22 protein-coding genes are annotated in these 21,293 nt (G+C 41.4%); 1 reads left to right on the top strand and 21 read right to left on the bottom strand.

Annotated features, from left to right (window positions below; genetic code table 11):
* Nucleotides 1–293: 293 nt before the first annotated feature.
* The 13 genes from JOC33_RS19525 to JOC33_RS19465 all read right to left on the bottom strand — a co-directional run bounded on the left by JOC33_RS19525 (nt 294) and on the right by JOC33_RS19465 (nt 12,253).
* Nucleotides 294–818: a metallophosphoesterase gene (locus JOC33_RS19525; RefSeq protein WP_205094368.1), complete on the bottom strand. Its 525-nt coding sequence runs from the start codon at nt 816–818 to the stop codon at nt 294–296.
* 16 nt (nt 819–834) lie between these two features.
* Complete coding sequence (locus tag JOC33_RS19520) at nt 835–1,431, bottom strand: XTP/dITP diphosphatase (protein ID WP_205094367.1); 597 nt, start codon at nt 1,429–1,431, stop codon at nt 835–837.
* Nucleotides 1,428–2,192: a ribonuclease PH gene (gene rph, locus JOC33_RS19515; RefSeq protein ID WP_205094365.1), complete on the bottom strand. Its 765-nt coding sequence runs from the start codon at nt 2,190–2,192 to the stop codon at nt 1,428–1,430. The genes JOC33_RS19520 and rph overlap by 4 nt, the downstream gene beginning before the upstream one ends.
* Nucleotides 2,193–2,369: 177 nt before the next feature.
* Nucleotides 2,370–3,482, bottom strand: coding sequence for a GerMN domain-containing protein (locus JOC33_RS19510; protein ID WP_205094364.1), 1,113 nt, complete (start codon nt 3,480–3,482; stop codon nt 2,370–2,372).
* Nucleotides 3,483–3,663: 181 nt separating this feature from the next.
* Complete coding sequence (gene racE, locus JOC33_RS19505) at nt 3,664–4,473, bottom strand: glutamate racemase (protein WP_338054563.1); 810 nt, start codon at nt 4,471–4,473, stop codon at nt 3,664–3,666.
* Nucleotides 4,474–4,490: 17 nt separating this feature from the next.
* On the bottom strand, nt 4,491–4,991 hold the full coding sequence (locus tag JOC33_RS19500; RefSeq protein WP_205094362.1) for a MarR family winged helix-turn-helix transcriptional regulator: 501 nt from the start codon (nt 4,989–4,991) through the stop codon (nt 4,491–4,493).
* A gap of 163 nt (nt 4,992–5,154) precedes the next feature.
* Nucleotides 5,155–5,379 (bottom strand): helix-turn-helix domain-containing protein, encoded by a 225-nt coding sequence (locus JOC33_RS19495; RefSeq protein ID WP_028783382.1) that lies wholly within the window; start codon nt 5,377–5,379, stop codon nt 5,155–5,157.
* A gap of 94 nt (nt 5,380–5,473) precedes the next feature.
* On the bottom strand, nt 5,474–6,124 hold the full coding sequence (locus tag JOC33_RS19490; RefSeq protein ID WP_205094360.1) for a response regulator transcription factor: 651 nt from the start codon (nt 6,122–6,124) through the stop codon (nt 5,474–5,476).
* Nucleotides 6,121–8,445, bottom strand: a complete 2,325-nt coding sequence (locus JOC33_RS19485) for a sensor histidine kinase (protein WP_205094358.1) — start codon at nt 8,443–8,445, stop codon at nt 6,121–6,123. The genes JOC33_RS19490 and JOC33_RS19485 overlap by 4 nt, the downstream gene beginning before the upstream one ends.
* Nucleotides 8,446–8,526: 81 nt before the next feature.
* The gene (locus JOC33_RS19480; RefSeq protein ID WP_205094356.1) at nt 8,527–8,973 is read right to left on the bottom strand and encodes an acyl-CoA thioesterase; all 447 of its coding nucleotides are present in this window, start codon (nt 8,971–8,973) and stop codon (nt 8,527–8,529) included.
* Between the two features lie 76 nt (nt 8,974–9,049).
* The gene (sdhB, locus tag JOC33_RS19475) at nt 9,050–9,814 is read right to left on the bottom strand and encodes a succinate dehydrogenase iron-sulfur subunit (protein ID WP_205094354.1); all 765 of its coding nucleotides are present in this window, start codon (nt 9,812–9,814) and stop codon (nt 9,050–9,052) included.
* Nucleotides 9,815–9,817: 3 nt separating this feature from the next.
* The gene (gene sdhA, locus JOC33_RS19470) at nt 9,818–11,581 is read right to left on the bottom strand and encodes a succinate dehydrogenase flavoprotein subunit (RefSeq protein ID WP_205094353.1); all 1,764 of its coding nucleotides are present in this window, start codon (nt 11,579–11,581) and stop codon (nt 9,818–9,820) included.
* Between the two features lie 51 nt (nt 11,582–11,632).
* On the bottom strand, nt 11,633–12,253 hold the full coding sequence (locus tag JOC33_RS19465; protein ID WP_205094351.1) for a succinate dehydrogenase cytochrome b558 subunit: 621 nt from the start codon (nt 12,251–12,253) through the stop codon (nt 11,633–11,635).
* 339 nt (nt 12,254–12,592) lie between these two features.
* On the opposite strand from JOC33_RS19465, the gene JOC33_RS19460 reads away from it, so the two are divergent.
* Nucleotides 12,593–13,033 (top strand): YslB family protein, encoded by a 441-nt coding sequence (locus JOC33_RS19460; protein ID WP_205094349.1) that lies wholly within the window; start codon nt 12,593–12,595, stop codon nt 13,031–13,033.
* Between the two features lie 84 nt (nt 13,034–13,117).
* Here JOC33_RS19460 and uvrC read toward each other — a convergent pair whose 3' ends face one another.
* The 8 genes from uvrC to JOC33_RS19420 form a co-directional block, all read right to left on the bottom strand.
* Nucleotides 13,118–14,914, bottom strand: a complete 1,797-nt coding sequence (gene uvrC / locus JOC33_RS19455) for an excinuclease ABC subunit UvrC (RefSeq protein WP_205094347.1) — start codon at nt 14,912–14,914, stop codon at nt 13,118–13,120.
* Between the two features lie 149 nt (nt 14,915–15,063).
* On the bottom strand, nt 15,064–15,378 hold the full coding sequence (gene trxA, locus JOC33_RS19450) for a thioredoxin (RefSeq protein ID WP_205094345.1): 315 nt from the start codon (nt 15,376–15,378) through the stop codon (nt 15,064–15,066).
* A 149-nt stretch (nt 15,379–15,527) separates the two neighbouring features.
* A complete protein-coding gene (locus JOC33_RS19445; RefSeq protein WP_205094343.1) occupies nt 15,528–16,508 on the bottom strand; it encodes an electron transfer flavoprotein subunit alpha/FixB family protein in 981 nt (326 codons plus the stop codon).
* A 30-nt stretch (nt 16,509–16,538) separates the two neighbouring features.
* Nucleotides 16,539–17,312 (bottom strand): electron transfer flavoprotein subunit beta/FixA family protein, encoded by a 774-nt coding sequence (locus tag JOC33_RS19440; protein ID WP_205094341.1) that lies wholly within the window; start codon nt 17,310–17,312, stop codon nt 16,539–16,541.
* Between the two features lie 19 nt (nt 17,313–17,331).
* On the bottom strand, nt 17,332–18,105 hold the full coding sequence (locus JOC33_RS19435; RefSeq protein ID WP_205094339.1) for an enoyl-CoA hydratase: 774 nt from the start codon (nt 18,103–18,105) through the stop codon (nt 17,332–17,334).
* Between the two features lie 18 nt (nt 18,106–18,123).
* Nucleotides 18,124–18,714, bottom strand: coding sequence for a TetR/AcrR family transcriptional regulator (locus tag JOC33_RS19430; protein WP_205094337.1), 591 nt, complete (start codon nt 18,712–18,714; stop codon nt 18,124–18,126).
* A 204-nt stretch (nt 18,715–18,918) separates the two neighbouring features.
* Nucleotides 18,919–20,628, bottom strand: a complete 1,710-nt coding sequence (locus JOC33_RS19425; protein WP_205094335.1) for a long-chain-fatty-acid--CoA ligase — start codon at nt 20,626–20,628, stop codon at nt 18,919–18,921.
* A 250-nt stretch (nt 20,629–20,878) separates the two neighbouring features.
* On the bottom strand, nt 20,879–21,286 hold the full coding sequence (locus tag JOC33_RS19420) for a DUF350 domain-containing protein (RefSeq protein ID WP_205094333.1): 408 nt from the start codon (nt 21,284–21,286) through the stop codon (nt 20,879–20,881).
* Nucleotides 21,287–21,293: the final 7 nt, after the last annotated feature.

Raw genomic sequence — 21,293 nt, 5'->3', positions numbered from 1 at the left:
CCAGCTTATGCTTCGTCGTTATTTCCGTCGAGGCAACTCGCAGCGGTTTCGGTGGATGTATTGCTCGTGGCTGAGGTTTTACCACTAAACTACACGCGCATTATTATCTTTTAACCTGTTCACAACCAGTCATGAGTATTACTATGTATGCTTCTGAATTAGAAAATCATCCTGTAGACCAACGCACATTGGAGATATGTAACTACTAATAAAAAGCAAAGTGCTTTTTGAAAGACAAGACTTATTATATTAACTTACCAAATGTTTGTCAACACCTTTTTGGACAGAGGAAATCAATCCTCTGCCAGTAGGGAGGTGTTATATCGCAGATCAATTGGTTCATGGTCCATATTATAATACTGAAGTTCAAGGTCAGCTTTGCTTTGCCATGAAAGAATCGCATAAGTGGGTTCTCTATGATCTCTAGGCTGTCGGCAGCTTCCTGGATTAATGAATAATCGTCCATGATTTTTTTCTGCTCCAGCCATATGGGAATGACCAAAACAAGCAACGTCTGCTCCTGCTTCTTCAGCACGGTAATTGAGTGGCATCAAGGATGACTTAATCTGATATAAATGCCCATGTGTAACAAGGAATGTTAAATCTCCAACAGTGAACACTTTTTCTTCTTCCATATTTCTATCAAAATCAACATTCCCTTTAGAATAGTAGAAACCTTCTAACGGTTTGGCATCATGGTCCAGTTCCGAATCGCCACAATGTATCATGGCATCCACATCATTCACATAGTAATCCCTCAATTGCTGGAGTTCGTTTGTAAAACCGTGACTATCACTGACAATCAATACTCTCGGCAATTTGATTCCACCTTTCTCACCTTTGTTCCTTCAGCCAACCCTCTATTTGATCAATGGCATTTTTCCTATGGCTGATGGCATTCTTCTCTGAAGAGCCAAGCTGGGCCATAGAACGTTTGGACCCTTTTGGGAAAAAGATCGGATCATAACCAAACCCATGTTCACCTACAGGCTCAGTTCCGATACTTCCTTCACAAGTCCCTCTTCTCACAAAAGTCTGCTCTCCCGGCCTTGCAATAGCAACACTGCACACAAACCTTGCTTTCCTGTTTTCTTCGGGTACCCCACTCATTTCATCCAGGACTTTTTGTAGATTGGCTTGATCACTTCTCTCTGGACCTGCATAACGGGCCGAGTATATCCCAGGTCTGCCATGCAGGGCATCGACCTCTAAACCAGAATCATCTGCTAAAACAGGGATATCGAATTTCTTTGAGATTGTCTCTGCTTTCAAAACAGCATTTTCTTCAAAGGTGGTCCCGGTCTCGTCGATGTCAGGTATTTCATCTTCAAGCTCCAGTAAAGACCTTGCATATATCCCATATTTATCAAGCATATCCTGGAACTCTTTTGCTTTACCCTGGTTTTTGGTAGCGATGATCAACTCTTTCATTTAGATGCACCTGTCTGGACAGATTTTTCTATATGTTCAGCTAGTTCCCCGATTGCTTCTCTTTGAATCTCAAGGATTTTATCCATCCCTTCCTTAGCAAGGGATAACATTGTTTGCAGTTCAGAAACAGAAAAAGTGGATTCTTCTCCAGTACCCTGAAGTTCAACAAATTCACCCTTCCCTGTCATGACCACATTCATATCAACATGGGCTTTACTGTCTTCTTCATAACATAAATCAAGCACTTCTTTGCCATCCTGCATGACGCCGACAGAAATTGCTGCCAGATAATCATTAATAGGCATTTCTTTTATTGCTTTTTTATCGAGGAGTTTACCCAAGGCCAATACTACTGCGACAAACGCACCTGTAATCGAAGCTGTACGTGTGCCTCCATCAGCCTGGATGACGTCACAATCGACCCAGATGGTTCTCTCTCCAACTTTGTCAAGGTCGACGACTGCTCTTAGCGCACGGCCGATCAGCCGCTGTATTTCCATTGTTCTTCCCGAAACTTTTCCTTTGGAAGATTCTCTGATATTCCTCTGTTCGGTTGCTCGCGGCAGCATTGCATATTCAGCAGTTATCCATCCTTTTCCTTGTCCACGCATAAAAGGGGGAACGCGGTCTTCAACACTGGCATTACAAATTACTTTCGTGTCGCCGACACTGATCAGTACAGATCCCTCGGGATGTTTGACATAATTGGTCTCTATTTTAATAGGTCTTAGCTGGTTAGATTTTCTGTCATCTGTTCTCATTCTGACGTCCTCCTTTTTCCATATCCTTGCCTATCTTAACATAATTTATCAGAAAAACGTAGCATCTGTAGCGTTTGAGACAAAAAGAAAAACCTCCTATGATAGAAGGTTTTTATGAATATCTTTACTATAGATTAGTGAGGAAAGCAATCACTTTCACTTGTGGTTCTTCCCTGTTTAGAAGCTTTCTACTCCAGTAACATCGGATCGTGTTACCGGTTCTGCATAACTTTCGCCATTTTCACCGAAAACTTGTTCCACTCCTTCAACTTTTACCTCAACAGCGTCTACACCGTCCTGTTCAGTAAGTGTCATAACCAGACTTTTCATTACAGGCTCCGATACAGATTGTTTCTCCTCATTTGATAATAATGCTTTATTAAAGGAAAGTGTCAGTACACCGTCTTTTAGTTCAGCACCCTTGATTTCTGCTTCTTTATTAAAAGCAGTGAATAATGGCAGTTCAAAAGCTGGTCCTTCTAATAAGGCTTGTACGATACTTTCATAAGATTTCTTCTCATCTGACTTCAGATGAGTGGTGACAGGAACATAATAAAACTCCTGTTTGTCATTTTGAGCTGGATAGTAAAGCGTAACAGCTTTACTATCCACCAGATCTACCACGTCTCCGGCATGAATATTGATTCCATCAGCCCTGGAAACACCATCGGAAATTGGGGTGCCGTTAACAGGCATAACTTCTTTTTCATGCCCGTTGATCCACAATTTAATACGGTCAACACTTTCAAATTGGGTAAGAGTGAATGTCATTGCCTGAAGAATTTTTTGTTCATCTTCAGGGCGGTAATTTGCAAACTCCTCCGAAACATCGACAACCATTGTACCGTCCTCCAGCAGATTCAACCCAAGTATTTGTGTGCCTGCTGGAAGGACTGCTTCAAAGCCATTAGGCAATATATCTGTTACAGGGCCGCCTTTTACAATGTATTCCAAAGCTTGTTCTGCAACTTCTTTGGATGAGATGTTTGGTAACTCCAATGTCTGTGGCACAACCATTCCGTTCTGGTCCAGCAAATAGAGCTGTCTTTTAGTCGTTCCTTCCAGAACTTCCTCTCCTTCTTCATCAGAAGGTTCTTCTCCATTTGTTTCACCCTTTTCGCTGTCCTTCTCTGCTTCCTGTTTTGTTGCTTCTTCTCCCGTTTCTTCTGTGTATTCAACATTTTGAGGTGAATCCATTTTTTCTAGGGATTGTTCACCTTCAAAAAAACAGCCTGATAATAGTACAGACAATAGCGCTATCAACATTGGTCCAACCACTCGCATTTTCATGCTTTCCCCTCCTATGATGGTTTGTACTATTATATATACGAGCATGGGTAAGAATTAGACCAATGTTCCGTTATAAAGTGTCTTGAAAATTAATAGATCAAAAGTGGAAGCGCCTTGGCAAGCACCGACATCTATAGCAGTAAAAAAAGAACCGCAATCATACATGCGATTCCTTCTATGATCAACTTGCCTGTTCAATTACAACTAATTTCAATAATTCCACCGGCTCCTCAAACCATGCATTTGCTACGGCTTTAAACTTATTCAAATCTCCTGTTGTATGAAATTCATGTTTTGGTTTCTTAGTTCCCTTGTAAAATAGGTCTTGGTAAGCCAGAATTAAACTTACTTCCCGGGCGGTCTCTTCGCCGGAACAAATCACTTGAATATTTTCACCCATTTCTTTTTGGATGAGATCTTTAATCAATGGGTAATGGGTGCACCCTAATATGAGCGTATCTATACCGTTTCTGTCCTTCAGTGGCTTTAAGGTATTTTTTACAGTTCGTTCGGCTACTTCTCCCTTCATTACACCATTTTCGACCATGGGCACGAAAGGCGGGCAAGCAAGGTCACTAACAAATATATCTTTATCAATCCCATTTAAAGCTTTCGTGTAAGCTTTACTGGAAATCGTTCCTTCCGTTCCAATAACCCCTATCCGTTTATTCTGACTGACTTTTATTGCAGCTCTTGCTCCGGGTTGAATTACCCCGATTACCGGAATATTTAATCTTTTTTGTAATTCTTCAAGTGTAAAAGCAGTAGCAGTATTACAAGCTACTACCAGAAGCTTGATATCTCTTGTCATCAGATGATCGACCATCTCCCAGGTAAACTGGATTACTTCTTCTTTAATACGCGGGCCATAAGGACAGCGTTTCGTATCACCAAGATAGATCAGCCTTTCATTCGGTAACTGACGCATTAACTCCCTGGCCACAGTCAAACCGCCTACGCCCGAATCAATTACTCCTATTGGTTGTTGCACGTGAATTCCCCCAATGTCTAAGATGTTTCTTTCTCTTGATCGCAGATGCTGCGCATTTCGTCGTGAAGCATGTGCAACAGGTCATTTAATGTTTCTACCTGTTCCTCGGGTACGTTCTTTAATACTTTTTCTAAATAACCCTGTCTTTTTTCGATGACTTCGTGAATGATATGGGTTCCTTTTTCCAACACATGTATGCGGACAACCCGTCGATCTTTTGGATCTTTTACTCTTTCGACCAAGTTATTTTTTTCCATCCGATCGACAAGGTCAGTAGTTGTACTGCATGCCAGGTGGATATGATCAGACAGTTCACCAATTGTCAAATCCCCTTTTTCCAACAGCCATTGTACAGCGACAAACTGTTGTGGCGTGATGGGGTAGTGATTTAAAATTTCCCTGCCCTGTTGTTTAATGATACCTGATATGTATCTTAATTCTTTCTCTATTTCTGGGATGACTGTAATTGTTCGCTTTGACAATTGCACGCACTCCTCATCAAAATCATTATCTTTCATTCTCTTCCTTTTACCCGCAAATTTCAAGCGGGAAATTTACCATGGTTCCATTAGCGGGCAGTAATTTTTATCAACGTCCTACTACTCTATAAAAAAAGAATCACAAAAACTTGTGATTCTTCAATGACGTCATTTTTATAAACCGTCAGTCAATAGGAGTGAACTATAGCTTCAATTCCCCCATTCTCAACAGCTCAATGACCGCTTGAGATCGCCCCTTGACACCCAGCTTTTGCATGGCATTTGAAATATGGTTGCGGACAGTCTTTTCAGAAATAAATAGTTCTTTGGCTATTTCTTTGGTGGTTTTATCTTGGACAAGGAGCTCAAAGACTTCTTTCTCGCGCTTAGTCAGAATTTGTTTTGGCCTGTAGTCGTTCTCCTTCAAATGTGTACCCCTCCTTGCTCTCTGAGCTGCGCTGAGAGGGAATTATTTAGTCACCATATAGTATGAAGGAAGATTGACTGCTGTGCCGTTTCTGTCAAGATTTAGAGATTAATCCTAATTCTTGGGCCTGTAACAGGGCTTCTGTACGGGATCTTACATTTAATTTATTAAAAATACCTGTCAAAGTGTACTCAACACTTCTTTGGGACATATGGAGCTTTTGTGCTGTTTCCCGGTTTGTGAGACCAGCTGCAATCTCCTGGAGGATGGACTGTTCCTTCTCATTGAGGGAAATACTTAATCCTTCCGGGCTTTGTACTTCTAAATTTGAACAAGCTTCTGTGCGGCGGAGCTGCCTGAAAAGGTGAAGCGGTATGACCACTTCGTCTCTTAGTGCACAACGAATGGCGGTCACCAGTTCATCTTTTGTCGCAGTTTTACTGACAAACCCAGAGATGTCCGCTTCCACCAGCATATTGAAATGCGTACTTAAATCAAATCCTGTATAAATTAAAATAGTCAAGTCCGGATAGGTTTTCCGAAGCTTCTTAGCAAGCTCCACCCCATTCAAACCAGGCATATATAAATCAAGGAGCAGCACATCATAGGAGATATCTTCCAATTCACCCTCCGCCTCTGTGCTTTTCTCAATCACATTTACCTCGATATCCTCTTCTTGTTCCAGCATTGCCTTTGTTCCTTCCCCCACTGCCGGATGATCATCAACGATCAAAACCTTTCTCATTGTAAAACCCCCTCTTTCATAGACAGCGGGAAACAGATGCGCATTTTGAAACCTTCATCAGGTGCCGTTTCCACGCTTATCTGCCCATTTAACCCATTAATTCTTTGTTCTATACCAGATAAACCTATATGCGAATACAAGTTTCGCTTAACAGAGTAATCCATTCCTATTCCGTCATCTGCATAAGATAGATGGACCCCGTCCATATCACTATATAAATATAAATGTACTGCTTTCGCCTGAGAGTGTTTCATGGCATTAGACAATAATTCCTGTACAATCCGGTAAATAGCCATTACCCTCTCCTGGTCCAAATCAATAGTGAAATCTTCTTCACTAAAGTAAACTGTGAAGTTAGAGCGTAATTGATATTGATGAATTAAATTCCTAAGGGACTGAACAAGACCCAGCTCCTCAATGAACGCCGGTCTTAATTCATTGCACGTCTCCCTAATCAGATGGATGCTGTCCAACAATGATTCTTTGAAATTTTTCAATTCATTTTTAACTCCAGGGGAAAGAACCTGCCGTGATTCTGTTAAATCGTCAATCTTACGATAAAGATAAAGTTGTTCTTGCAAAACGGTATCATGAAGATCAATGGAAAGCTGCTTCCGTTGATTTTCTGCAATGGTAAATAATAATCTGGACAGCCATGTAGGATATTGCTGCGTCTGGTCATTTTTCAAATCTTTTAACTCTTTGACAAGGTCTTCAATTAATGTCAGGTTTTCCAGCGCGATATTGGTATTATGTGCAATCGTTTGGAGATATGTTTTTTCATCAAGATTAAGGGAAGTGAAATCCTTCTTTCCTGTACACCATAAAACCGTCAGTTTATTCAGCGAATATCCTAATATCACACCAAATCCCTCATTGGTCTCAATCAGGCTTCCAACATTCGGATTGATGGTACCGATATGTTTTTCACTAGCAGACAAAGTGGATTTGGGCACTTCTTTATATACACAATAAGTCTGTGTTTTGAAATTTTTCGAGTAAATGTGCAGTTCTTTTACATTAAGGACATTTTTAACTTCCAATCGCAACCTCCGCAACAGATCCACGACATTGGACTCGTTTTTCATATCTTGGGAAAGACGATGCATACTTTCCTGGTAACTGTACTTAGCTGCGAACAGTCTGCGCTGAAGACGGAAATCTAACACTTCTTTTAAGGATAAAAAGCTCACCATTATTATTTCAATAAACAGAAATAATTGAAATAATCGAATCGAGGGCACCGTGAAATCAAGCATCACTGCCCCTGATATCATAATCAGCATGCTTGGGATAAAACTGATCAGTGCATAATATCTGATTCTCCCCATAACAAATGTAATATCCATCAGTCGTTGACTGGTGACGAGATAAATGAACGTGACCGGTAACGCAATAAGAAACATTGCAGCAATATCAAGGGTTATAATATGGATTTCCAGCAGCAATCCGGGTATAAGATAAAGTAATATATAGGGCAGAAAAGCTGTAACCATCCCTAGATTAATATATTTGAACATGGGTCCGTATCTTGTCGATCGATACTTTTTATATCCTGTGAAAATCAGCACAAATAACAAAACAATCAGGAAAAATAACAGTATAGCTGGTAAATTAACCAATGCCGCTGGGTATTCCAAGTTTAGTAGATAGTAGACTTTGAACAGGCAGACAATGCTGATGATTATATACAGGACTTGATGTATTTTCTTTGAGTACCACTTGACGCCAAGTTCACTGAAATATCCATGTAAGAAATGGATAAGAAGGACTGGGGCAAAAAGAAACATAGCCGCGTTCATCAGGGAACCATAGAAATCGCCACGTATTGCTGCACTATTACTCATATATCCAAGTGCAATTGTCATAAAAAACATAATCAAAATGTTAGCAGAATGTCGAGCAGGCATGTTTTTATATAAGAACTGAGTGATAGCTAAAGTAACAATCAGGAAAACTACAGGCAGAATGACATATAACATCCAATGCTGGAAACTTAATCCATTGAGGTCATTGTATACTTCGACCGAGCCATCATGTTTTATTTTGAATGATTCTGCCATTTCTAATTCACCAATTAAACTGACCGTGTAATGCTGACCTGTCGGTTTTCCATCAACTTCTATAATTGTTGCTCCAAGTGGGACCCCATTACGGGCAGCCCAGCCTTGAGACTGAAGATTCTCGATCACCCACTCACCATTTTGCTTCTCAAGTTCCATTCCCAAATAAGAATAGGCAAGTGAAACATACAGCAAATACCCTGATGATAACAAGAAAAACATAAGTATTAATAATGATTTCCAGCTATATTTCTTCAAAAAAATCCATCCTTACCGTTTATTACTGATATAATAATTGCTGCATCCCATTATACTACGAACAAGGTGATAAAAAAGCTGTTAATTTTCGGTTAATTTTGCTTTCATCTCATCACTTAAGGCTTGAGGTTTCCCCGAATACCGGTCGATTTGAACGATTCTCCCTCTTCCGGTCAGAGCTGCTTCCTGATTATCAGTAAGCGCCAAATAATGTAAGTCAAAGGAAGTGCTGCCGATATGACATGCTTTGACATAAAGATTGACTTTATCATCGAAATGAAGCTGCCTCAGAAAATCACACTGCAAATCCCCCACTACAGGTATGGAAGATGATTTAACCCCTTTCAAGTCAAATAAGGCTTTTTCTTTCATAAAACTAATCCTGGCTTCCTCAAAATAAATGAATGGGGAAGTGTTATTCATATGGCCAAATAAATCTGTTTCTGAAAATCGAATGTGAATCGGAATAGAAAAATTAAACCCCTTCTTCCAATCCTCCCAGTCAGTAATATAGGAAATTTTCTTCAACCTTCTCTCCCCTTTCTATACATTTGAAAAAGAGCCTCACCTTAAAACAGGGAGGCTCTTTACTATTAGCAATTGATTATAGTTTTTGATCGCTTCCAAAGAAGCTCTTAAAGGATTCAATCGCTGTATCACGGAAAACGGAGGCCAATGATGTTGTCAGAGGAATGCCTTTCGGGCACGATTGAACACAGTTCTGTGCATTTCCACATCCCATGATTCCGCCATCTCCCATGACTGTTTGGAGACGTTCGCTTTTATTCATTTCGCCTGTTGGATGGGAATTGAATAAGCGTACTTGTGACATTGCAGCCGGACCAATGAAGTCTGATTTGTCGTTGACATTCGGGCATGCCTCCAGGCAAACACCGCATGTCATACATTTGGACAATTCGTATGCCCACTGGCGTTTACTTTCAGCCATACGCGGCCCTGGACCAAGGTCATAAGTACCGTCAATCGGAATCCACGCTTTAACCCTTTTCAAAGAGTCAAACATGCGGCTGCGATCTACGGCAAGGTCACGCGTGACAGGGAAGGTCTTCATCGGGGCAAGCCTGATCGGCTGCTCCAATTGATCAACCAATGCTGTACACGACTGGCGCGGCTTTCCGTTGATCACCATAGAACAGGCACCACATACTTCTTCCAGGCAGTTCATATCCCAAAATACAGGAGTGGTTTTCTCACCGTTTGCATTAACAGGATTCCTTCTGACTTCCATCAATGCAGAGATGACATTCATATTTTCGCGGTAAGGTATTTCGAACTTTTCTTCATATGGGGCAGTTTCAGGGCTGTCCTGGCGCTCTATGATGAATGTTACTGTCTTGTTCTCGCTCATGATCTATTTCCCCCCTTGTTTGCCTTTAGAATAGTCACGTTTACGCGGTTTAATCAGGGAAGTGTCTACGTCTTCATAAGTGAACTCTGGTTTGTTTTCTGCTGCATTATAGGTTGCAACCGTGGTTTTCAACCATTCTTCATCATTTCTATCTGGGAATTCCGGTTTAAAATGAGCACCACGGCTCTCATTCCGATTATAAGCCCCAATAGTAATAACACGGGCAAGATGCAGCATGTTTTTCAGCTGGCGGATAAACATTGCTCCCTGATTACTCCAGCGCGATGTATCGTTGACATTGATACGCTCATAGCGTTCCATCAATTCCTGGATCTTTGCATCAGTCTTTAGCAGCTTCTCGTTGTCACGGACAACTGTAACATTATCTGTCATCCATTCCCCGAGCTCTTTATGGATTTGGTAAGCATTTTCATCCCCATCCATATTCATTATAGCATCAAATTTGTCTTGCTCAGTCTTCAGCTGCTTATCGAATATATCCTCAGAAACGTCTTCGAACGTTTTCTCAAGACCAGAAATATATTTAACAGCGTTCGGACCAGCTACCATTCCTCCATAAATGGAAGATAGTAAAGAGTTTGCTCCCAATCGGTTAGCTCCATGCTGGGTGTAGTCACATTCGCCCGCAGCAAAAATGCCAGGAATGTTTGTCATCTGATCAAAATCTACCCACATGCCCCCCATGGAATAATGGACAGCAGGGAATATTTTCATTGGTACTTTCCGTGGATCTTCGCCTACAAATTTTTCGTAAATTTCAATGATTCCACCAAGCTTGACGTCCAGCTCTTTCGCATCTTTGTGAGACAGATCCAGATAAACCATATTTTCCCCATTGATACCAAGCTTTTGATTCACACAGACATCAAATATTTCACGAGTCGCAATATCACGAGGCACAAGGTTACCATACGCAGGGTATTTCTCCTCTAGGAAATACCATGGTTCACCGTCTTTATATGTCCATACACGGCCGCCTTCCCCACGGGCGGATTCACTCATTAAACGAAGTTTGTCGTCCCCAGGAATAGCAGTTGGATGAATTTGGATAAATTCACCGTTTGCATATTTGACACCCTGCTGGTAAAGCGCTCCAGCGGCTGAACCGGTGTTAATGACCGAGTTGGTAGATTTACCGAAGATGATACCAGGTCCCCCTGTAGCCATAATGACAGCATCTGCTTTAAGGACCTTAATTTCATGATCATAAAGGTTCTGGGCAACGATTCCCCGTCCTGTTCCTTCCTCATCGACAACTGCAGAAAGGAATTCCCATCCTTCATATTTAGTAACAAGTCCATTCACTTCATGACGTCGGACTTGTTCGTCTAAAGCATACAGTAGTTGTTGGCCTGTTGTTGCGCCGGCATAGGCTGTTCTGTGATGCTGCGTTCCTCCAAAACGACGGAAATCAAGCAGTCCTTCCGGAGTACGGTTGAACATGACACCCATTCTGTCAAGCAGGTGAATGATTCCAGGTGCAGCGTCACACATAGCCTTTACAGGCGGCTGGTTAGCAAGGAAATCCCCGCCATATACTGTATCGTCAAAATGCTCCCAAGGAGAATCTCCTTCACCTTTTGTATTGACAGCACCATTAATACCGCCTTGCGCACAAACAGAGTGAGAACGTTTTACGGGTACAATGGATAGCAGGTCGACGTGAACACCAGCTTCAGCGGCCTTTATGGTTGCCATTAGTCCGGCCAGTCCACCGCCAACAATAACGATGTTTCGGTTGCTCATATAAACTCACTCCCTATTAAGTACTCACAATTCTAGCTGAAGATTATGATATTATCCTCCATATGCGAATGTGAACAACGTGCGCACACCCACATAAGAAATTGCTAAGAAAACGATGATAGTTGCATACGTCACAAAACGCTGCGAGCGAGGGGTGATTGTAAGTCCCCAACTGACACAGAAGGACCATAGTCCGTTAGCGAAATGGAACGTAGTAGAAATAACCCCGATTACGTAGAACCAGAAAAAGAACGGTTCAGTAAGTATACTCTCCATCAACTGATAGTTAAGCTCTGCCCAACCAAGACCAATGGCAATTCTGGTTTCCCACACGTGCCAGGCAATGAAGACAAGGGTTATAATTCCGGTGTAGCGCTGCAACATAAACATCCAGTTTCGGAAATAACCGAAGTTACTGACATTATGCCGAGCTGTAAAAGCAATATAAACCCCATAGATTCCATGGAATAAGATAGGTAGGAAAATGATGAAAATTTCCAATACGTACCGGTAAGGCAGACTTTCCATGAAATGTGCTGCATTGTTGAAAGCTTCAGGACCACGTGTTGCAAAGAAGTTGACTGTCAGGTGTTGGATCAGGAAAATTCCAATCGGAATCACTCCAAGCAGGGAATGAATCCGCCTGTTGATATAATCGCGATTTCCCGCCATGCTTTACCCCCCTCAAATGTAAATGATTTTTGGATTTTCTGTACATTATCACAGCTATAAAAGCGCTTTAAAAAAGCCATAGAAAAACAAGGCTTTGAGCCATGTTTAAAAAACGGAACATATCATTCCGCAAAGGAAAACCCCAATTTCCCCTTGATTCCTGATGAATGTACATTTTGTGACACACTTATTGTACTTCTATCGGATTAGAGCGTCAAGAATTCAAAACCATAATTTATCGAATGTTGGAAAATCCTTCTAAAATGAGAAATCCTATTTAGCCTGTTGCACAACTTTCCAAATCAAGCGATAATGGCTAATAGAAAGGAATGACCGTATATGAAGGAAAAAAAAACAACCAAGATCGACCAAAACCACCTGCAGTCATTAGTCCATACAGGTGCAGGCTATGACTTGCTGCGTTATTATACACTTCCTGATTTGCTTGGAAAAGAAGCACCTTTCATCCTATATTGCATGGGTAAAAATCTTGCCAGGAAAACTGAAATCTCCTCCCAGGAAGACATTCTGGAATTTTTTCAGCACTTCGGCTGGGGCAAGCTATCCATCATCCAGGAAAAAAAACATGAGACTATTTTTGAATTGAGCGGCCATGTCATAGAAAAACGGCTTCAAAACCCTTTATTTGAGGTAGACTACCGTATGGAAGCGGGCTTTCTCGCTGAATCGATGAAAATCGTGAAGGATGTGGAATGTGAGTGTATGGAAGAATTACATAAGAAAAAATACACCGTTACTTTTTCCGTCATCCAAACCTAACTACAAAAGGGTTATGATGGGACATTACCACTGGCATTTGGTATAGCTTTTACTATTTGTGACATAAAATTCGGAGGGGCCAGGTTATTCTTCAACCTGCCCCTCATTTTTTTGGTTCAGCTGTTCCAGTAAAGTTTCTGCAACAGGCAGCGGTATGCCGAGCTTTGTTATATCCGAGGCACTTGCTTTCCGGATATGATCTACCGATTTAAAATGACGCAGCAGCAGTCTCCTTCTTTTTTCACCGATTCCTTGAATGTCATCCAGTTCCGATTGGATTGCTCCTTTCCCGCGGAGCTGCCTGTGAAAGGAGATAGCGAAACGGTGAACTTCGTCCTGAATGCGCTGAATCAAATAAAACTCCTGTGATTTACGGTCCAGGTCGACTACCTGAGCAGGATCCCCATATAAAAGCTCACTTGTTTTGTGTTTATCATCCTTTGCCAGACCGCACAACGGAATATCCAGTCCCAGCTCATTCTCTAGCACATCGATAGCGGCACTCATCTGCCCTTTCGAACCATCTACAAGAATCAGATCAGGCAGTGGCAGTCCTTCTTTAAGGACCCGTGTATAACGCCTCCTGATAACTTCCCGCATCGTTTCATAATCATCTGGACCTTTTACATCTCGAATTTTATATTTTCGATAATCTTTCTTTTCCGGTTTACCATCAACAAATACAACCATGGCGGAAACCGGATCAGTACCCTGAATATTTGAATTGTCAAAAGCTTCGATTCTGCTCGGTAATTCAATGTTAAGCTTTTCGCCCAGCTTCTCGACAGCCTTGATTGTCCGCTCTTCATCACGCTCTATCAAAGCAAACTTTTCCTTCAAAGCAATTTCTGCATTTTTCATGGCCAGCTCTACCAACTCTTTTTTTCTTCCTCGCATAGGGATATGGACTTTTGTATCCAAAACACCTTCCAGCAAGCTGATATTGGTCGCTACCGGCACAAGTACTTGTTTTGGATACGGATGGTTTTGGTGAAAATAAAAACGTCCAATATAGGAGAGGAAGGTCTCCTCCGGATCATCAAAGAATGGGAATAAAGCGATGTCCCGTTCAATTAACTTTCCCTGTCTGACGAAAAACACCTGGACACACATCCACCCCTTATCATAGGCGTAACCGAACACATCCCGGTCTACCTGATCATTCATAGTCATCTTTTGTTGTTCCATGACTGATTCAATATGCTCTATTTGATCACGAAGTTCTTTTGCCCTTTCAAAATCCAGATCCTCAGAAGCCTGATACATTTTCTTTTTTATATCCTTCTTAATTTCTTTGTGACCACCGCTTAAGAAAGAGGTAATATTTTGAACTATGTTTTGGTTCGTCTCCTGAGAAACAGGGAATTCACATGGTCCCAGACACTGGTGCATATGATAGTAAAGACAAACTCTGTCAGGCATAGTATTACATTTGCGCAAAGGATATAATCTATCAAGTAATTTCTTGGTTTCCCTGGCTGCAAGCACATTAGGGTAAGGGCCGAAATACTTACCCTTATCTTTTTTTATTTTTCTTGTAACTATCAGTCTTGGATGTTTCTCTGGTGTAATCTTCAAATATGGGTACGTCTTATCATCTTTTAAGAGCACATTATATTTAGGGTCGTATTTCTTGATCAGATTCATTTCCAAGATTAAGGCTTCTATTTCTGAAGATGTAACAATATATTCAAAGTTTGCGATTTCCCGAACGAGACGCTGGGTTTTTCCATCATGAGCTCCTGTGAAATAAGATCTGACTCTATTCTTTAACACTTTTGATTTGCCGACATAAATAACGGTTCCATTTTTATCCTTCATCAGGTAACAGCCTGGCTGGTTGGGCAGTACAGCCAGCTTTTCTTTGATATTTTCATTCATCCCATACTCACTCCAAATATAGCTGCTTTATTATAAAATTAACATATTTCACCAATGCGAGGATAGAAATACACTCCCGATTGCATACGCTTTTACGTACAAAAAGCCGCGTTACAAGATGCAACGCGGCTTCATATAATTAAAAACTATTAAGCATGTTTGTTAATAAGATCGGTCAATGCTTCTTTTGGCTGGAAACCAATTACCTGGTCAACTACCTTACCGTCTTTGAAAAGCAGTAGTGTAGGAATACTCATTACACCGTACTTTCCAGCGGTTTCTTGGTTTTCATCCACATCTAGCTTTACAATTTTAACTTTATCGCTCATTTCACCGTCGATTTCTTCCAGGACAGGAGCGATCATTTTGCAAGGTCCGCACCATGGAGCCCAAAAATCAGCGAGGACTAGCCCTTCGTTAGTTTCTTCAGTGAAATTTTGATCAGTACCAGTTACAATTGCCATACATTTATTCCTCCTCGAACAATCATTTTCAACATGGATAAAGTATACCATGTTCTATTTTTAGTGGCTAACAGTTTGTTTATACCACAAATCTTCCTTTTTTACTCATAAGAATACACTGCAGCTTCGTGTTGCTGCAGTGCATTTTGTTAAGCGTTCACTTTTTCCTTTTTAATTTCTTCAATCAGCTTCGGAACGACATCGAATAAATCTCCTACAATGCCATAATCGGCGACATTGAAAATATTCGCTTCAGGATCTTTATTTATCGCCACAATCACTTTTGAGTTGGACATACCAGCCAAGTGCTGTATTGCCCCCGAGATGCCACAGGCAATATAAAGGTCTGGTGTAACTACTTTACCGGTCTGGCCGATTTGGAGGGAGTAATCACAATAACCTGCATCACACGCCCCTCGGGAAGCACCAACCGCACCACCCAAAACGTTTGCAAGCTCTTCCAGAGGTTCGAAGCCTTCTGAACTTTTTACACCTCGGCCACCAGCTACAATAACTTTGGCTTCGGATAAATCGACACCTTCAGAACCCTTCCTGATAATATCCTTGATGACGGTACGGATATCTTTTATATCCACCTGCTTGGCTGTTACTTCTCCGGAGCGGGACTCGTCACGTTCCAGAGATGGTATATTATTCGGACGAATCGTCGCAAATAGGAGGCCATCTTTGATGATCTTCTTTTCAAATGCTTTACCAGAATATATTGGCCGTGTGAAAATAATATTTCCGCCTTCTACTGCCACTTCCGTAACATCGGATACGAGGCCTGACTCCAGCTGGCTCGCAAGTTTTGGGGTCAGATCTTTGCCGACGGCTGTTTGCCCCATAATGATACCTTCTGGTGATTCGTCCTGAATAACGGCTTTGATTGCCTGGCCGAACCCTTCAGATGTATACGTTTTCAATTTAACATCTGAAACAGTGATGGCACGGTCAGCGCCGTAATAGATCATCTCATTTCCTTGTTCTTTTAGATCGCCTTCCCCGCAAAGGACGGCGACGATTTCACCACCGTCACTTATTTTTTTTGCAGCTGCAATTGCTTCAAAAGTAACATTACGGAGTACTCCTTCACGAGCTTCCCCAATGACTAACATTTTCTTACCCATGCGAATTCTCCTTTCCCTGTACGCTTCAAATTAAAGTACCTTGGAATCGTTTTTAAGTAAAGACACTAGTTCTTTCACTTGATCGTCTATTTCCCCTTCTAAAACCTTACCGGCTTCTTTTTCAGGTGGCAGATATATTTCAATCGTTTTTGTTTTCGCTTCCACATCATTCTCATCCAGATCCAGATCATCCAGTTCCAATTCCTCGAGCGGTTTCTTTTTCGCTTTCATGATGCCTGGCAAGGAAGGATAACGTGGTTCGTTCAAACCCTGTTGACAAGTTACTAGCAGGGGGAGTGATGTTTCTACTTTTTCGACATCACCTTCTACATCCCTCTCAATAGAAACTGTTTTACCATCAATATTGATATCCGTAATTGTCGTAACATAAGGAATAGAAAGCCGCTCAGCAAGACGTGGGCCTACCTGGCCACTCGCTTCATCAATAGCAACGTTTCCACCCAAGATAATATCAACCTCTTTATCTTTGAAAAAAGCTTCCAATATTTTCACGGTTGTGAATTGATCTCCATCTTCCAGGTCTTCTTCCGTATTAATTAACACTGCTTTATCGGCTCCCATAGCAAGTGCAGTCCTAAGCTGCTTCTCTGATTCTTCCTCTCCGACAGTTACGACTGTTACTTCCCCGCCATGCTCATCTCTAAGGTTTATCGCTTCCTCTACAGCATACTCGTCATAAGGGTTAATAATGAACTCAGCACCCTCATCTTCAATCTTCCCATTGCTGATAGAAATTTTTTCTTCTGTATCGAATGTCCTTTTTAACAGTACGTAGATATTCATAACAGTTGAACCTCCTAAACTAATGATCTTTGAAATTAGGTTTTCGTTTTTCTATAAATGCTTGTATACCTTCCTTTGCATCCTGAGTTCCGAAAGCCTGGCCAAATGCTTGTGCTTCCGCTTGGGCACCTTCCTTAAACTTGGCAGCTCTTGTATATGGGATCAGGTTCATTACCTTATGGATGGAAGGACCGCTTTTGGCGGCAATGGTTTTTGCCAGTTTTTCGGCAGCAGGGAACAGGTCCTCTGATGGGAAACTTTTGTTCGCCAGACCTAGGGTGGCCGCTTCTTTCCCACTAATCGGTGTACCAGAGAGAATCATCTCATATGCCAGTGGTTCTCCTACCAGACGCGGCAGCCTTTGCGTTCCTGCAAAACCTGGTATAATACCGAGATTGAGTTCGGGCATGCCAAATTTAGCTTCCTCTTCACAATAGCGGATATGACAAGCCATAGCCAGTTCCAATCCACCGCCGAGCACAGCACCGTGTATAGCAGCGATAACAGGTATGTGGAAGTGTTCCAATCGATCAAACAATTCCTGACCTTTCTGAGAAAGACTCGTGTAATCGGTTTCATTTTGAAGCGAAGTAAATTCTTTGATATCAGCGCCAGCTGAAAAGAACTTTCCTTCCCCTTTGATAATTATTGCTTTGACTTCCCCGCCTTTTTCTATCTCATCCATCCTGTCAGACAACGCCTGGAGTAAGCTGCTGGATAAGGCATTCGCGGGCGGGCTTTGTAGTGTGAGCGTTGCTACATTGTTTTCCACTTGAAGTGAGATATTGCTCAAACCTTTACCTCCCCTTTCTCAATTATTTCTATTAGTCAAACCACGGACGATCAAATCATGAACTTCCTCAGCTTGATCTACTAAGTCATAATGCTGATCCTTCATCACCCAATTGGTTACTGCTTCATCCAGTGTACCAAAAATCATTTGCCGGACAAGCCTGATATTAATATCCCCTCGGAAACTTTTGTCTTTTATGCCTTCATTCAGTATCTGGTCAATAACCACAAGGTACCTTTTGAGTACTTCGTTAATTTTCAAACGAAGATCCGGCTTAGACTGCCTTAATTCCAATTGGGTCACAATCGCCAGATGATGATTGGCAGTAAGCTGCTGGAAATGTGTTTTAATCAATGCCAGCAGCTTTTCATCCGCTGTTTGCTTTTGAGTGGTTTCCGCTTCGATTTTTTCAATGAAACTTCCCATTTTTTGCTGGAATAAAGACACGAGGATATCTTCTTTATTTTTAAAATACAAATAAATAGTGCCATCCGCCACTCCTGCTTTTTTAGCAATTTTCGAAACTTGTGAAGAGTGATATCCATTTTCAGCAATGATTTCGACAGCTGCATCAATGATTTGGTTATATTTCGGCTTGTTTTTTTTCATTGTTATCTCCTGCCTTATGACTGAAAATGAATGAACGGTCATTCATAAGTTATTTTACCGTTCCTCTGTTGACCTGTCAATTAGAAAAACTTGGCTTGTCGCCACGTCCTTTTGGCGAAAGCCTTAGTTTTACTTATACTTTAGTCCTTTAACAAAGTTAAACTTTCTAAAAGTATAAAAATTCCGGAAGACAAGCTTCCGAAATCAAACTGGCTCTTTATCTTGCGTTTCCATTCTCTTTTTTTCCTCATCAATCAGTGCACGCCTTAAAATCTTCCCTACTGCTGTCTTTGGAAGTTCATCCCTGAATTCATATATACGGGGGACTTTGAACGAAGCCATGTGTTTCCGGCAAAATGCATCTAAGTCCTCTTCAGTAAGCTCAGCACCATCCCGCTTCACAATAAACGCTTTCACGGTTTCCCCTCGATAAGGATCAGGTATACCGACAATTACAGCTTCTTGCACTGCCTCATGCTCATAAAGGACCTCTTCAACTTCCCGTGGATATATGTTAAGTCCGCCTGCTATGATCATGTCTTTCTTTCGGTCGACGATAAAAAAGTATCCTTCTTCATTCATATATCCCAAATCTCCGGTACGAAGCCAGCCCTCTTCAGTAAGTACCTGGTCTGTCTCCTCCTTGCGTCCCCAATATCCCTTCATCACTTGAGGGCCTTTTACAACTATTTCACCTACTTCACCGCATTCAGCTTCTTCATTAGAATCCAGGTTAAAAATTTTCGCATCGGTATCTGGCCAAGGTACACCGACACTTCCATTAACTCTTTTGTCCCATACCATATTAGAGTGTGTAACTGGGGAGGTTTCTGTTAAACCATAACCTTCCACCAACTTACCTCCAGTGACTTTTTCAAATCGTTCCTGTACTTCTACTGGTAGCGGGGCAGAACCACTGATGCATGCTTCAATGGAGGATAAATCATATTTTTTTAAATCTGGATGATTCAACAGCCCAATATAGATGGTAGGTGCACCTGGAAAGAGTGTCGGCCGCTGCTTCTCAATAGTTTTCAACACATCAAGCACTTCAAATTTAGGCAGCAGAACCATTTTCGAGCTCATGAAGATGGAGAGATTCATAACTGCAGTCATACCATATACGTGGAAAAAAGGCAGGATTCCTAAAACTATTTCCTCTCCCGGCTTACACTTATACAGCCATTTCCTGCACATTTCTGTATTAGAGACAAGGTTCATATGGGTTAGCATTACACCTTTTGGAAAACCTGTTGTTCCGCCTGTGTATTGTAATAGCGCAAGATCTTTATCTGGATCTATTTGTACTGGTTTTACTTCCCCGTCAGACACCTCGATGATATTATCCCAAAGATGGGTGTCCTCTGATTGCTCAGCTTTGACGACCATATTGTATTGACGCTTTTGGATAAAAGGGTATATTTTATTTTTCGGGAATGGGAGGTAATCCTTGATACCAGTAACCACCACGTGTTCAATACTTGTATTTCCTTTTACATTAGAAACTTTCGGAAGGAGTATATCCAGACAGACTATCATGGTTGCATCCGAATCATTCAATTGATATTCCAGTTCCCGTTCCATGTACAAGGGGTTGGTCTGTACAACGATCCCGCCAGCCATTAATATCCCATAATAAGCTATGACTGATTGCGGGCAGTTCGGAAGCATGACGGAAACACGGTCGCCTTTATTCAGACCAAGATCCTGTATATAACATGCAAACCGTTTCGTATGCTCCAACAACTCCCTGTAAGTCATTTCCTTCCCCATGAAATGAAGCGCTTTCTTTTTTGGATGTTTTTGTGCGCTTTCCACTAAAAATTCGTGCAACGGCTTTACGTCATAGTCTAAAGTAGCAGGAATTTCATCAGGATAAAGACGGTGCCAGGGCCGTACAAACTGTTCACTCATCAGAATTCCTCCCTTTATATCGCTTATAACTATTATACTTATTAATTGCAGATATTTGAAATATTATTTTAAATTTTGCAAAAACTGTATGTCTTACAGGGCAAACGAACCATATCAAAAGACAGGTTGTCAGACTGGAACAACCTGTCTTTTGTTCTAACTTAACACGATATAAATAATACCAATCATGACAAAAAGTATAGATACTACTCCCAGAACTTTTGCTAAAGTTTCCACTTTGTAACGCTCCTCATATGATATTTGCACCGATTACAAAGGAAAGACCTACGGAGATGACCAGGGATATAAATCCCACTGCGCGGTTATCTTTTTCGATTTCTTCATCAATTTTAAATGTAGGTGTAAGGAACTCATAAATGAAATAACCGGACAATAATAACAAGAAACCAAATAGTCCCCATCCCATTGTTTCCAGCAAAGAGTCATTATGTTCAATGGAGTATCGGAAAATGTTCGCTATCCCGAAAATCTTCCCCCCGGTGGCCATCGCTACAGCCATGTTGCCTCGCTTAATTTCTTTCCAATTATTATAACGTGTAACTAATTCAAAAATGGTCATGAAAACTACAAGGCAAAGAATGACTACGCTGTAGCTCGCAGCAGTCTCCACCAATACATTCTCCCAAAAGCTCTCCATCTTCATC

It is taken from the genome of Thalassobacillus pellis, from assembly GCF_016908295.1.
Lineage (GTDB): Bacteria > Bacillota > Bacilli > Bacillales > Halobacillaceae > Thalassobacillus > Thalassobacillus pellis.
The sequence above is the reverse complement of the archived record's forward strand: the minus strand, read 5'-3'. Positions and strand labels throughout refer to the sequence as shown.

Excerpts from the sequence above, each read along its gene's own strand:
- JOC33_RS19520 (WP_205094367.1), bottom strand. The coding sequence starts at position 1,431 with ATGAAAGAGTTGATCATCGCTACCAAAAACCAGGGTAAAGCAAAAGAG.
- rph (WP_205094365.1), bottom strand. The coding sequence starts at position 2,192 with ATGAGAACAGATGACAGAAAATCTAACCAGCTAAGACCTATTAAAATA.
- JOC33_RS19510 (WP_205094364.1), bottom strand. The coding sequence starts at position 3,482 with ATGAAAATGCGAGTGGTTGGACCAATGTTGATAGCGCTATTGTCTGTA.
- JOC33_RS19500 (WP_205094362.1), bottom strand. The coding sequence starts at position 4,991 with ATGAAAGATAATGATTTTGATGAGGAGTGCGTGCAATTGTCAAAGCGA.
- JOC33_RS19490 (WP_205094360.1), bottom strand. The coding sequence starts at position 6,124 with ATGAGAAAGGTTTTGATCGTTGATGATCATCCGGCAGTGGGGGAAGGA.
- sdhB (WP_205094354.1), bottom strand. The coding sequence starts at position 9,814 with ATGAGCGAGAACAAGACAGTAACATTCATCATAGAGCGCCAGGACAGC.
- sdhA (WP_205094353.1), bottom strand. The coding sequence starts at position 11,581 with ATGAGCAACCGAAACATCGTTATTGTTGGCGGTGGACTGGCCGGACTA.
- JOC33_RS19465 (WP_205094351.1), bottom strand. The coding sequence starts at position 12,253 with ATGGCGGGAAATCGCGATTATATCAACAGGCGGATTCATTCCCTGCTT.
- JOC33_RS19460 (WP_205094349.1), top strand. The coding sequence starts at position 12,593 with ATGAAGGAAAAAAAAACAACCAAGATCGACCAAAACCACCTGCAGTCA.
- uvrC (WP_205094347.1), bottom strand. The coding sequence starts at position 14,914 with ATGAATGAAAATATCAAAGAAAAGCTGGCTGTACTGCCCAACCAGCCA.
- trxA (WP_205094345.1), bottom strand. The coding sequence starts at position 15,378 with ATGGCAATTGTAACTGGTACTGATCAAAATTTCACTGAAGAAACTAAC.
- JOC33_RS19445 (WP_205094343.1), bottom strand. The coding sequence starts at position 16,508 with ATGGGTAAGAAAATGTTAGTCATTGGGGAAGCTCGTGAAGGAGTACTC.
- JOC33_RS19440 (WP_205094341.1), bottom strand. The coding sequence starts at position 17,312 with ATGAATATCTACGTACTGTTAAAAAGGACATTCGATACAGAAGAAAAA.
- JOC33_RS19430 (WP_205094337.1), bottom strand. The coding sequence starts at position 18,714 with ATGAAAAAAAACAAGCCGAAATATAACCAAATCATTGATGCAGCTGTC.
- JOC33_RS19425 (WP_205094335.1), bottom strand. The coding sequence starts at position 20,628 with ATGAGTGAACAGTTTGTACGGCCCTGGCACCGTCTTTATCCTGATGAA.
- JOC33_RS19420 (WP_205094333.1), bottom strand. The coding sequence starts at position 21,286 with ATGGAGAGCTTTTGGGAGAATGTATTGGTGGAGACTGCTGCGAGCTAC.